The organism is Blautia segnis, from assembly GCF_014287535.1.
Taxonomy (GTDB): domain Bacteria; phylum Bacillota; class Clostridia; order Lachnospirales; family Lachnospiraceae; genus Blautia_A; species Blautia_A acetigignens.
The window spans coordinates 86,626-98,514 of sequence record NZ_JACOOT010000036.1 but is presented as its reverse complement, the minus strand read 5'-3'; the positions used below and the strand labels follow the sequence as shown (position 1 = coordinate 98,514).

11 protein-coding genes and 1 riboswitch are annotated in these 11,889 nt (G+C 44.0%); of the genes, 9 read left to right on the top strand and 2 right to left on the bottom strand.

Going from position 1 to position 11,889, the window contains the following annotated elements; all coding sequences use genetic code 11:
- The first annotated feature begins 11 nt into the window (after window positions 1-11).
- From H8S54_RS15465 to H8S54_RS15440, 6 genes are all read left to right on the top strand, one after another.
- A complete protein-coding gene (locus H8S54_RS15465) occupies window positions 12-887 on the top strand; it encodes a DUF975 family protein (protein WP_021925692.1) in 876 nt (291 codons plus the stop codon).
- Between the two features lie 75 nt (window positions 888-962).
- Window positions 963-3,122, top strand: coding sequence for a Tex family protein (locus H8S54_RS15460; protein WP_117851194.1), 2,160 nt, complete (start codon window positions 963-965; stop codon window positions 3,120-3,122).
- 1 nt (window position 3,123) lies between these two features.
- Window positions 3,124-3,387, top strand: coding sequence for a DUF1294 domain-containing protein (locus H8S54_RS15455; RefSeq protein WP_021925690.1), 264 nt, complete (start codon window positions 3,124-3,126; stop codon window positions 3,385-3,387).
- A 74-nt stretch (window positions 3,388-3,461) separates the two neighbouring features.
- Window positions 3,462-4,370 (top strand): mechanosensitive ion channel family protein, encoded by a 909-nt coding sequence (locus H8S54_RS15450; protein WP_317259438.1) that lies wholly within the window; start codon window positions 3,462-3,464, stop codon window positions 4,368-4,370.
- 64 nt (window positions 4,371-4,434) lie between these two features.
- Window positions 4,435-4,571, top strand: a riboswitch (FMN riboswitch).
- A gap of 180 nt (window positions 4,572-4,751) precedes the next feature.
- Window positions 4,752-5,387, top strand: coding sequence for an ECF transporter S component (locus H8S54_RS15445; protein WP_021925688.1), 636 nt, complete (start codon window positions 4,752-4,754; stop codon window positions 5,385-5,387).
- A 15-nt stretch (window positions 5,388-5,402) separates the two neighbouring features.
- Window positions 5,403-6,017 carry an NUDIX hydrolase gene (locus H8S54_RS15440; protein WP_021925687.1) on the top strand — a complete coding sequence of 205 codons (615 nt, stop codon included), beginning with the start codon at window positions 5,403-5,405 and terminating at the stop codon, window positions 6,015-6,017.
- A gap of 147 nt (window positions 6,018-6,164) precedes the next feature.
- Here the strand turns inward: H8S54_RS15440 and H8S54_RS15435 are convergent, their stop codons facing one another.
- A complete protein-coding gene (locus H8S54_RS15435) occupies window positions 6,165-6,695 on the bottom strand; it encodes a hypothetical protein (RefSeq protein ID WP_021925686.1) in 531 nt (176 codons plus the stop codon).
- 234 nt (window positions 6,696-6,929) lie between these two features.
- On the opposite strand from H8S54_RS15435, the gene H8S54_RS15430 reads away from it, so the two are divergent.
- Window positions 6,930-7,553 (top strand): carbohydrate-binding family 9-like protein, encoded by a 624-nt coding sequence (locus H8S54_RS15430; protein ID WP_186901778.1) that lies wholly within the window; start codon window positions 6,930-6,932, stop codon window positions 7,551-7,553.
- A gap of 75 nt (window positions 7,554-7,628) precedes the next feature.
- Here H8S54_RS15430 and H8S54_RS15425 read toward each other — a convergent pair whose 3' ends face one another.
- Complete coding sequence (locus H8S54_RS15425) at window positions 7,629-8,558, bottom strand: helix-turn-helix domain-containing protein (RefSeq protein ID WP_186901777.1); 930 nt, start codon at window positions 8,556-8,558, stop codon at window positions 7,629-7,631.
- A 132-nt stretch (window positions 8,559-8,690) separates the two neighbouring features.
- Between H8S54_RS15425 and H8S54_RS15420 the strand changes: the two genes are divergently transcribed.
- Window positions 8,691-9,872: an MFS transporter gene (locus tag H8S54_RS15420; RefSeq protein WP_186901776.1), complete on the top strand. Its 1,182-nt coding sequence runs from the start codon at window positions 8,691-8,693 to the stop codon at window positions 9,870-9,872.
- Between the two features lie 111 nt (window positions 9,873-9,983).
- Window positions 9,984-11,747 carry a S8 family peptidase gene (locus tag H8S54_RS15415; RefSeq protein WP_186901775.1) on the top strand — a complete coding sequence of 588 codons (1,764 nt, stop codon included), beginning with the start codon at window positions 9,984-9,986 and terminating at the stop codon, window positions 11,745-11,747.
- The last annotated feature ends 142 nt before the right edge of the window (window positions 11,748-11,889 follow it).

Sequence of the window (11,889 nt, the reverse complement as noted above, 5' to 3'; positions counted from 1 at the left end):
GAATGATCATTATGAAAAAAAGAAGAACAAAGGAGATAAAGCAGCAGGCGAAAATGGCACTGCAGGGACATTTAGGTACTGTTATTTTAGGACTTCTGGCAGTATACGGCTTGAATATGCTGGGAACGATCCTGTCTACAACGCTGTTCTCAGGAACTTCAGTGCTTGATCTTGTTCTGAGTGAGGTGTTTTTGCTGGTTGTATCTCTGATCGTGGGTATCATAACAGCAGGATTTGGATATATGCTTCTGAATATTTCCAGAGGAAAAGAATTCTCACTGGGTGATCTTGGATATTTTTTCCGAAATCAGCCAGACAGAGTCATCATTGCCGGATTTGTGCTGGCACTGATCCAGGTGATCACAGCCATTCCCTACTATTATGTAAGCTATACCACAGATCCGGGACTAACAGTGGAGGAACAGCTTCAGTGGTTTTCTACTATATTCGTACTTCTGGCAGTCAGCACTTTGCTGAATTTCCTGATTTCCATTCCGTTTGCCATGACCTATTTTCTGATGGCAGATGATCCGGATCTTGGGGGAATTCAGGGGCTGAAAGAGAGTGCACGCCTGATGAAGGGCAATATGTGGAGATATATCAAGCTGAATCTCAGCTTTGTCCCGCTTTTGTTTTTATCTGTATTTACTTTTTATATTGCACTGTTCTGGATCATGCCGTATATGGAGATGTCGCTGGTTACCTTTTACCGGGATCTGAACGGCGAGCTGGATCACAGACTGCCGGGAGACGGGTACTATGGCGGAAGCGGCAGCTTTTATAATGGATACAATGCAGGCAGTGATGATCCGGGAAACGGATATGATTCGGAGAATCAAAGCGGTTACAGGAATGACCGTGAGGATGATTATAATTCGGAAGCATAAAAGATGCTGCAGAAGTATTTTGCAGTATCAAAAATTCCGGAAAATGCAAGACAAGCAACAAGAGGAGATTGAAAAATGGATATTTTACAGGTGATCACCCAGGAACTTGGGGTGGAAAAATGGCAGGTAGAGGCTGCTGTGAAACTGATTGATGAGGGAAACACCATCCCTTTTATTTCCCGATACAGAAAGGAAGCTACCGGAACCTTAAATGACGAGCAGCTTCGTAATCTGAATGAAAGACTGACTTACCTGCGCAATCTGGAAGACAAAAAGAAACAGGTTCTTTCCAGCATTGAGGACCAGGGCAAGCTGACAAAAGAGCTGAAGGAGCAGATCCTTGCCGCCCAGACCCTGGTTGTTGTGGAGGATCTTTACCGCCCATACCGTCCGAAGAGACGTACCCGTGCCACCATTGCCAAGGAAAAAGGCCTTGAGCCACTGGCAAACATCATTATGCTTCAGATGACAAATAAGTCCATCGAGGAAGAAGCAGAGGCTTTTGTATCCGAGGAAAAAGAAGTAGCTTCCGTGGCAGAGGCTATTGCCGGTGCAAAGGATATTATTGCGGAGCATATTTCCGATGAGGCGGATTACAGAATCCATATCCGTGACCTGACCGCAAAGAAGGGAACTATCAGCTCGGTGGCAAAGGATCCTGAGGCACAGTCTGTTTATGAAATGTACTATGACTTCGAGGAGCCGGTGAAGAAGCTTGCCGGCCATCGTGTGCTGGCGCTGAACCGCGGTGAGAAAGAGAAATTCCTTACCATCAAAGTTGCAGCTCCAGAAGAAGATATTATCCGTTACCTGGAGAAACAGGTAATCACCCGCGACAACCCGTTTACCACACCGATTCTTAAGGAAGTAACAGAGGACAGCTACAAGCGTCTGATCGCCCCTGCAATTGAACGTGAGATCAGAAGTGACCTGACAGAGAAGGCAGAGGACGGCGCGATCAAAGTCTTCGGCAAAAACTTAGAGCAGCTTCTGATGCAGCCTCCAATCGCTGGACAGACTGTACTTGGCTGGGATCCGGCCTTTCGAACCGGATGTAAGCTGGCAGTTGTAGATCCTACCGGAAAGGTACTGGATACCACTGTTGTTTACCCAACAGCACCTACCAATGAGAAAAAAATCCGTGCTGCTAAGGATACTGTTGAGGGAATGATCAAAAAATATGGCATTTCTCTGATTTCTGTGGGAAATGGCACGGCTTCCAGAGAATCTGAGCAGGTAATCGTGGACATGCTTAAGGAAATCCCGGAGGCAAAAGTTCAGTATGTCATTACAAATGAAGCAGGTGCTTCTGTTTATTCAGCAAGTAAGCTGGCAACAGAAGAATTCCCTAATTTTGATGTGGGACAAAGAAGTGCAGCTTCTATTGCAAGACGTGTGCAGGATCCGCTGGCAGAGCTGGTTAAGATTGATCCCAAATCTATCGGTGTAGGTCAGTATCAGCATGATATGAACCAGAAGAAGCTGGGCGAGGCACTGACCGGAGTGGTAGAAGATTCTGTAAATAAAGTTGGTGTAGACTTAAATACAGCTTCTGCATCCCTTCTTGAATATATTTCCGGCGTTTCCAAAGCTATAGCTAAGAATATTGTTGTTTATCGAGAAGAGAACGGTCGTTTTACTACCCGAAAAGAGCTTCTTAAGGTTGCTAAGCTAGGACCGAAGGCATTTGAGCAGTGTGCAGGCTTCATGCGTATTACAGGCGGAACCAATCCACTTGATGCTACCAGTGTACATCCGGAGAGCTATGAGGCTGCATCCCGTCTTCTTGAGAAGCTGGGATATTCAGCAGAAGATATTGCAGGAGGAAAGCTGGCAGGACTTGGAAGACAAATTAAGGATTACAAGAAGCTGGCAGCAGAGCTGGAAATTGGTGAGATTACACTTCAGGATATTGTAAAAGAGCTTGAGAAGCCTGCCCGCGACCCTCGTGACGAGATGCCAAAGCCAATCCTTCGTACTGATGTTCTTGATATCAAGGATCTGAAGGAGGGCATGGTTCTGAAAGGAACTGTCCGTAATGTAATTGATTTTGGTGCCTTTGTGGATATCGGAGTGCATCAGGACGGACTTGTGCATATTTCCCAGATGAGTGAGAAGTTTATTAAACATCCTCTGGAAGCAGTAAGCGTAGGAGACGTTGTGGAAGTACGTGTACTTGGCGTGGATGAGAAAAAGAACCGCATCAGTCTTTCCATGAAAGGTCTGAACAAATAAAATGATACAGAATGTATTGACCGTATATCTGACTGTTATCAATCTGATTGCCTTTGGCATGTACGGGGTGGATAAGCAAAAGGCAATCCGAAAGCAGTGGAGAATTCCGGAAGCCCAGCTGCTTGCAGTAGCTGCCCTTGGTGGTTCTGTGGGAGCAATTCTGGGAATGCAGTTTTTTCATCATAAGACCAGAAAGTGGAAATTTCGTGTGGGTGTGCCGCTGATTCTGGCAGTTCAGCTGATATTGTGGAGAATGGTACAGTAAGCGGTGGATAAACAAGTGGAAGCAGGCCGATGACTGTGGAAAACGTTTGACGATGAGAAGCGGGAGATGATAATTTGGAAGAACAGGTAATTGAAAATGCAGTTCAGGAAACGGTACAGGAAACCGTAGATAAGGTCAATTTCAATATGAGTCAGCTCAAGGCTTACTTTAATGGACACATTCCGGATTTAATCGAGTTCGGGATGAAGGTGGTTTTATCAGTTCTTGCTTTTTATGCAGGAACGAAGCTGATCAAGTGGTTCCTGAAAATAACAAAAAGATCCATGGAAAAGGCTGGCGTAGATAAGGGAGTTGCCCAGTTTATCTGCTCCTTCGGAAAATTCCTGTTATATCTGATTCTGATCTTTAATATTGCTACTTATTTTGGCGTGAAGGAATCTTCAGTTGCGGCTCTTCTTGGAACTGCCGGTGTTACGATTGGTCTTGCTCTTCAGGGAGGACTGGAAAATCTGGCAGGTGGTGTAATGCTGTTACTGTTTAAACCTTTTCAGGTAGGTGATTACATTATTCAGGACCAGTCAGGTGGTACAGAAGGCACAGTGTATAAAATTGAGATGTTTTATACAACCCTTACAACAGTAGATAATAAGCATGTGATCATTCCAAATGGCAGGCTGTCCAACAGTACTATCATTAATGTAACTGCCCAGGCTTTGCGTAAGCTGGAAATTAAAGTAGGGATTTCCTATGATTCCGATATTAAAAAAGCCAAAAAGCTTCTTTATCACATTTTGCAGGAGGATCCCGGCACAAAGTCAGATAAGGAGATGCAGGTGTTTGTAGATGAACTGGGAGACAGCGCAGTGGTCCTGGGGCTTAGGGTCTGGGTCCCTACAGAGAAATACTGGAACATCAAATGGCGCCTGAATGAAAAAATAAAAATAGCATTCGATGCTAACGAAATTGGAATTCCTTATCCCCAGATGGATGTGCATGTGGTGGAGAAAAGAACGGAAGAATAAAAAAATATTTTTACTTCTTCTTGAAATTACCGCTTTTCTATTGTATAATCCATATGAATAAAGAAAATTTCTTCGGGGCAGGGTGATCGAGAGCTTGAATATCGAAATTCCCTACCGGCGGTATAGTCCGCGACCCGCTTAGGCGGCTGATTTGGTGAAATTCCAAAACCGACAGTAAAGTCTGGATGAGAGAAGAACGCGCAGAATGATCAGATAAGTTGATATTTATTTGTACGTACTCATTGCCCCGGAAGAAATTCCGGGGCTTTTTGTGTGGATGGAAATAGCTGTTTGCTGCAGTGCTGGAAAAGATCCTAAGATTTTCTATTCGCATACTTGCAGAAATTTTCTTTAAATATTATAATTTAAGGAGTGACGAGTATGAGCGAACAAGTAATCAGAAATGGAAACGTAATGGAACGAAGCCGAACCAGAACCATTGCCCAGGTAGCAATGTTAGGTGCTGTGGCCGGCGTACTTATGAATTTTGAGGTGCCGCTTCCTTTTCTTGCTCCATCCTTTTACCAGCTGGATTTTTCCGAAATTCCGGCACTGATTGGTTCCTTTGCAATGGGACCTGTAGCGGGCATGCTGATCGAGCTGGTGAAGATTCTGGTTCATCTGGTAACCAAAGGAACTATGACAGCAGGTGTTGGAGATGTGGCGAACTTCATCTTTGGCTGCTCTTATGTAATTCCGGCAGGCCTGATCTACCGCTACCAGCATAAGAAAACAAGAACACATGCAGTTGCCGGAATGGCAGTTGGTGTAATTCTTACCACTATCCTTGCATGCTTTATAAATGCATTTGTTCTTCTTCCGGCATACGGAAAGGCATTTGGAATGCCGGTTCAGGCATTTATCGAGATGGGCGCAGCAGTACACAGTGGTGTTACGAACCTTCTTACCTTTGCAATTATGATTCTTGTGCCATTTAACTTATTTAAATACACATTAACCTCAGTGATCGTATTCTTTATTTATAAAAGAATTCGTGTAATCCTTCGCGGTGACTGATGAAAAGAGGTTCCTATGGGAAAAATCAACAGCATTACCAAGCAGACAGATAACCGTTATGTAAACCTTTATAATGTAAAGGCAACCAGTGTACATAACACACCTGTGAATTACTTCGTGGCATCCCGTGCCAGAGATGTGGAGAGCCTGAAGCTTGTAACCCGCAAAAACAAACCAGATGGCGTAATTATTTACAGTATTTACGGAGAAAACCACGACAAGGTGGTATTGATTCGGCAGTATCGCTACACGCTGGGAGATTATATTTATGAATTTCCGGCAGGACTGGTAGAACCGGATGAGAATTATCATGAGGGCGCAGTTCGTGAGATGTACGAGGAAACAGGCTTAAAGCTGGAACCGATTCCGGTAGCAGAGGCTTATCAGAAGCCTTATTTTACCACGGTAGGGATGACAGATGAATCCTGTGCGACTGTGTACGGATATGCCAGCGGTCAGATCAGCTCCAAGGCCCAGGAGGCTACGGAGGAGATTGAGGTTGTTCTTGCGGATAAAGAAGAAGTGAAGCGTATTTTACAGGAGGAGAATGTGGCAATCATGACTGCCTATATGCTGATGCATTTTCTGGAAGATAAGGAGCCATTTGCATTTTTGAATCAAATAAAATGATGATATCAGGGTCAAAAGCGTTGGATCTTAGCATTAGATTGTAAATTAAAAAATCCCCGGGAGTTTTCAGAAGCTGAACATAATTGGAATGCTTCGTGAAATGAATCCCCGGGGATTTTGTTTTCTTATTATGCAATTGAAACGATGCTATTCATAAACCTCCATATCCGGCTGGGCGCTGTCTGAACCGTCAGAACCATCTGCTCCGGAGTCAGCACCAGGAGCTACATAATCCCAGTTGTTATCTTCACTTGGCTCATAGCCATCGCCGGGAGTCTCTGTGTAATCCGGAATCGCAGGAGCATCTCCTCCGGAAGTATCCCCTCCGGAAGTATCTCCGGAGCCATCACCGGTATCCTCAGAAGGATAAGTGATCTGATCACTGCCAGAAGAATCGCCGCTGTTTGCAGGATCTGAGCTGTCACCGGAAGTATCAGGTTCATAGTAATCCTGGCTGTTGTCATAAGAAGTATCATAGTTGCTTTCCTGGTTATAAATAGGAAATTCTGTTTGTTCGGCAGCAGCTTCTGCTTCGGCAGCTGTCTCAGGTGCTTCTACCAAAGTAGTCTTGGCTGTAGGAACCCGGCTCTCCTTTGGAACTACCACGGAAATTCCAAACATAGCCACGCTAAGCAAAATGGCTGTGGAAGCAATGCGAAATTCATCTCTGTATTTCATAAGTATTTTACCTCATAAGTATGTTCAAAACTGTTTTATTCAATCAACGTCCCCATTATAACATATCTGCAGCAAAAAATGTAAAAAAGATATAGAGCATATTTTGGAAATATAATCTAAAACAATTCCTTTTTCAGCGGAAATGGAAGTAGAAATATGGTATACTGAAGTATATTTAAACAGGTTTTATAACAGTGCAATGGCTTTAATAAAAATATAGAAAAGAGGATGGTTATGGGATTACAATATCATGTGAAAAAAATAGAACGAAAAGAGCAGATTGAACAGTGTGAAAAGTTCTTTATCAATCAATATATGTGGAACAGCAAACAGAACCCACTTGTCTATGGATGGATGGGATATGTGGAAGGGGAAGGGCTGTTTGTGAAAATGGTTTGCGAAGAGAAAAATCCTCTCAGACGGTATTGCAGGCATAATGATCCGGTTTATACAGATAGTGCAATGGAAATTTTTCTTGCTTTCCCAGAGGAAAATCAGGCGCTTTCAAATGAATGTATGTATACAAATTTTGAGATCAATGCAAATGGTGCAATGCTTGCCAATTATGGACGCGGGAGAAAAAGCAGATGCTCCATTAGCGAAGAGCAGTTTGCCATGACTGGTGTGAAGGCAGCTGTAGAAGAGAATAAATGGTATCTGGAGGTACTTTTCCCGGAAGAATATCTCAAAGAAATCTGTGATTTTGAAGAAATAAAAAAGGGCAGAAGCTTTTACTGTAATTTCTATAAAATTTCAGAGTCAGAGGAAATTCTGCATTTCGGAAGCTACTCTCCCATTGAAAGTGAGAAACCTGATTTTCACCTGCCGGTCTGCTTCGCAGAGGCAGTGATGGCATAACAACACCATTGGAGGAGTACAAGCAGCCCTGGTTTTGATGTTATGGATTAAGGACAGGAAACTTACAAGTTTGGCTCAAAAACTCAGGATGCAAGACATTTTGACAAGTTCCCGCTTTTCTTCTCGATATTCCCTAGGGGTCACCTGATAGTGCTTTTTGAAGGCTTTGCAAAAATAATCTACATTGTGAAAACCAGTTTCGGCTGAAATGGTGCTGACTTTTTTCTCTGTATGGGAAAGCAGAAGGGCAGCCTGTTTCAGCCGATAGTTTATGAGATAATTAACTGGCGTGATGTGAAGATAGCTCCGAAAAAGATTTAGGGCAGAGCTTTTACTGATCATAGACTGTGCGGCGATCTCATCCAGGGAAAGATTTCTTCTGTAATTTTCGTGAATGAACTGCATCATCAGCTGGAGCCTTGCACGGTTTACAGAGAATTGCCCAGTGACTTCCGATGTAGTGGAAAGGTCTGTATGTTCATATATTTCCAGCCAGAGCTGCTGCATAAGGGCTGAGGTCAGAAGATGGCAGGAAGAACCGGAAGCCTGTGCAGAAATAATTTGCTTCATAAGATCCAGAATTCTGGATTGCCAGGAAATTTCCCTGCGAAAAGTCCAAAAAGGAATATTTGATGAAACGATAGGCTTCACATAGTTTTGGTAGATATAGCTGTCTGTAGCTGCAAGGAAAGAGGGCATGCAGAGAAAGTTTGGGATGACAGCATCCTCAGGAGAGGAAAAACGGTGAAGGAATTTGGAGTTAATAAAAATGCCGCTGTCTGTTGGCAACTCCAGCTGCTTTTCCCCAATCCAGGCAGTTACGGTTTCGGATTGAACATATACAAATTCCAGCTCCGTATGCCAGTGCCAGTCTATACAGTTAAAATCAAACTGGGCTAAATGTTCATAATAGTAGCGAAAGGGATAGTCCTGGCTTCCGTGAGACTGGGTCTCCATTAAATTTTCGTCTGTAACAATTTTGGTATATACGTTGGTTTCTTTCATATCTGGTTTATCCTTTGTTTTACGATATTATACAATAAAAATCGAAAATAATCCAATGAAAAATACAATCAAATATAATATAATCCAATAAGACAAAAATCTTCTTCAAAGAAGAAAAAAGGAGAACCAATCATGCCAAATTACCAAAAAACCAAACGAGCCTGTTATCTGGGTTTTATTACCCAGGCTATAGCAGCCAATTTTGCACCGCTGCTGTTTCTGAAATTTCACACAGATTATCATATTTCCCTTGGAAATATTGCATTGATTTCCACCTGTTTTTTCTTTACCCAGCTGCTGATAGATTTGTTTTGTGCCCGGTTTGTAGACAAAATCGGATATCGTGTGTGCATTGTGACTTCTGAAATCAGTTCCGCTTTAGGACTGGTTGGGCTGGCATTTCTTCCGGAGCTTTTGCCAGATCCTTTTATGGGAATTATCATCAGTGTTATTGTTTATGCTGTTGGAAGCGGACTGATTGAAGTGCTTTGCAGTCCCATTATGGAAGCGTGTCCTTTCGAAAATAAAGAGGCAACTATGAGTCTTCTTCATTCCTTCTATTGCTGGGGGTCTGTGGGAACCATTGCAGTTTCCACCCTGTTTTTCGCAGTTTTTGGAATGGACAGCTGGAAGTGGCTGGCAGTTTTGTGGGCAATCGTTCCAACCATTAATGTTTACAATTTTGCTACTTGTCCTATCAAGCATCTGGTGGACGAAGGGAAAGGAATGAAAATCGGGGAACTGTTTCGTAAGCCTGTGTTCTGGATCGCTGTGTGTCTGATGGTGTGTTCCGGGGCATCAGAGCTGTCCATGTCCCAGTGGGCATCTGCCTATGCAGAGGCGGCACTTGGACTGTCTAAGACCATCGGAGACTTGGCTGGTCCCTGTATGTTTGCCATTACGATGGGAATCAGCCGTGTGATTTTTGGAAAATACGGAGATAAAATGGATCTGATGAAATTTATGGCAGGCTCCGGAATTTTATGCGTATTCTGCTATCTTCTTGCATCTCTGTCCTCCAATTCGGCAGCCGGATTGATTGGCTGTATTGTCTGTGGATTTTCCGTTGGAATAATGTGGCCGGGTACTATTAGTATATCCTCTAAGAAATTTCCGGCAGGCGGAACCGCCATGTTCGCCCTTCTTGCCATGGCAGGAGATCTTGGAGGCAGCATAGGGCCTGGAATCGTCGGCCGTGTCACCCAAAATGCCGGAGATAATATCCGCATAGGTATGGGCGTAGGACTGATTTTCCCAGTGGTGCTGCTGATAATGGTTTTTTTGCTTGGAAAGGTGAAAGCAGAGGAAAAATAACTGGTATTTAAAAATGTAATAAGAAGGCTGAGGCATTATTTAAAGCGGATTGGCGTAAATTAAAGATGAGTATACACTATGAGCATGCATACGATGCAAAATGGAGGGAATATGCCAGATCAGAAGCTGGATAATCTTTTAAACCTTGCGCTGGATGCTACAGAAGAGGAAAGAGAGAAATCCCGGAACCTGAATGTAGGGTATGAGAAACAAACACGAAAGTGGGAAATTATTGTGAAGCATAGTGAGGCGTTGCCAGGCGGAAGCGAAATCTCCGTGGTCTCCCTCCTTGGCGGGTACGCTATTGTGACGCTTCCTGAAAGTATGCTGGACGAATATTCCAGGCGGCCACAGATAGAATTTATAGAAAAGCCTACCCGTCTGTATTTTGAAGACTTTTTTTCAAAAGAGGCAAGCTGTATTACCCAGGTACAGCGCAATGAGCCGGGAAATCTACAGCTGACAGGGCGCGGCGTGTTGATTGGAATTGTGGATTCCGGTGTGGATTACCGCCATCTGGCATTTCTCACAGCAGATGGAAAGTCCAGGATATTGCGTTTGTGGGATCAGGGCATTCCCGGTAATCCGCCGAAGGGATATGCAACAGGAACTGAATATACGAATGAGGAAATCAATGAGGCGCTGTCCCTTTCTGTACAAGAGGGGAGGCGCCTTGTTCCGTCTGAAGATGGAAGCGGTCATGGAACAGCTGTGCTTGGAGTAGCTGCAGGCAGCGATTTTTCCCGTGGCGCAGTGAACCGGGGCGTGGCATATGAAAGTGACCTTCTGGTTGTGAAAATGGGAATTCCAAGACAGGATTCTTTTCCAAGAACTACAGAGCTGATGCAGGGAGTAGACTATCTGGTGCGGCAGGCACTGGCTATGGGACGACCAATGGTAATCAATTTAAGTTTTGGAAATAACTATGGCTCACACAGAGGAGATTCCCTGTTGGAAACTTATCTGGATAGCGTATCGAGCATTGGAAAGCTTGCAATTTGTGTAGGAATGGGGAATAACGGAAGTGACGCACTGCACTGCGGTGGAAAACTTTCTGCCGGGGAAATCCAGGAAATTGAGCTTGGAGTAGGTCCATTTGAGCCAAATCTGAACATACAGCTGTGGAAAGATTACGAAGATGAGATGGAAATTTATTTGGAAAATCCTTCCGGGGAACGGGTTGGACCATTGAAGGAAGCATTAGGTGCCCAGCGTTGGAGCCTTGGAAATACGGAGCTTCTCATCTATTATGGAAAACCTGCGCCTTATCATGTGACTCAGGAAATCTATGTGGATTTTCTTGTGAAAGCTGAGACAGATCCACTGAGAATACAACAAAGCAGCTATATAGACAGCGGTGTCTGGAAAATCATTCTTGTGGCAGGAAATATTAAAAATGGGGAATATTATCTTTGGCTGCCAGGTGGAAAAACATTAAATCCTGGTACTGCATTTTATTTGCCCCGTGCCCAGGGAACCCTGACTATTCCGGCCACTGCCCGCCGTGTAATTAGTGTAGGTGCCTACGACGCCCGATTAAATGCTTATGCGGACTTCTCCGGCCGTGGCAGCTGCAATCTCCCCTACCCAAAACCAGATTTGACTGCTCCAGGTGTTGACATTCTTGCCCCCAGAGCAGGCGGAGGCTACGCACGCTTTTCCGGTACTTCCTTTTCCACCCCATTCGTAACCGGAGCTGCAGCTTTATTGATGGAATGGGGAATTACCCGCGGTAATGATCCTTACCTCTACGGAGAAAAACTAAAAGCCTATCTCCGCCGCGGCGCCAGACCATTGCCGGGGGTTGAAAGATATCCGGATGATATGGTTGGGTGGGGAGCATTATGTACAGCGCAAAGTCTCCCTGAAATATGAAAAATGCAAAATTATTACAACTATTATCAGAGGAAAATGATATAATAAGTGTTGTAAAACTAGTACAGTGAATACTAAGTAACCGCTATATTGACTTGCCTGATTTTGAATTTCGAAAAACCAAATACCAAAGCTGGATGTG

Coding starts and splice junctions, on each gene's coding strand:
- H8S54_RS15465 (WP_021925692.1), top strand. CDS start 12: ATGAAAAAAAGAAGAACAAAGGAGATAAAGCAGCAGGCGAAAATGGCA.
- H8S54_RS15460 (WP_117851194.1), top strand. CDS start 963: ATGGATATTTTACAGGTGATCACCCAGGAACTTGGGGTGGAAAAATGG.
- H8S54_RS15455 (WP_021925690.1), top strand. CDS start 3,124: ATGATACAGAATGTATTGACCGTATATCTGACTGTTATCAATCTGATT.
- H8S54_RS15445 (WP_021925688.1), top strand. CDS start 4,752: ATGAGCGAACAAGTAATCAGAAATGGAAACGTAATGGAACGAAGCCGA.
- H8S54_RS15440 (WP_021925687.1), top strand. CDS start 5,403: ATGGGAAAAATCAACAGCATTACCAAGCAGACAGATAACCGTTATGTA.
- H8S54_RS15435 (WP_021925686.1), bottom strand. CDS start 6,695: ATGAAATACAGAGATGAATTTCGCATTGCTTCCACAGCCATTTTGCTT.
- H8S54_RS15430 (WP_186901778.1), top strand. CDS start 6,930: ATGGGATTACAATATCATGTGAAAAAAATAGAACGAAAAGAGCAGATT.
- H8S54_RS15425 (WP_186901777.1), bottom strand. CDS start 8,558: ATGAAAGAAACCAACGTATATACCAAAATTGTTACAGACGAAAATTTA.
- H8S54_RS15420 (WP_186901776.1), top strand. CDS start 8,691: ATGCCAAATTACCAAAAAACCAAACGAGCCTGTTATCTGGGTTTTATT.
- H8S54_RS15415 (WP_186901775.1), top strand. CDS start 9,984: ATGCCAGATCAGAAGCTGGATAATCTTTTAAACCTTGCGCTGGATGCT.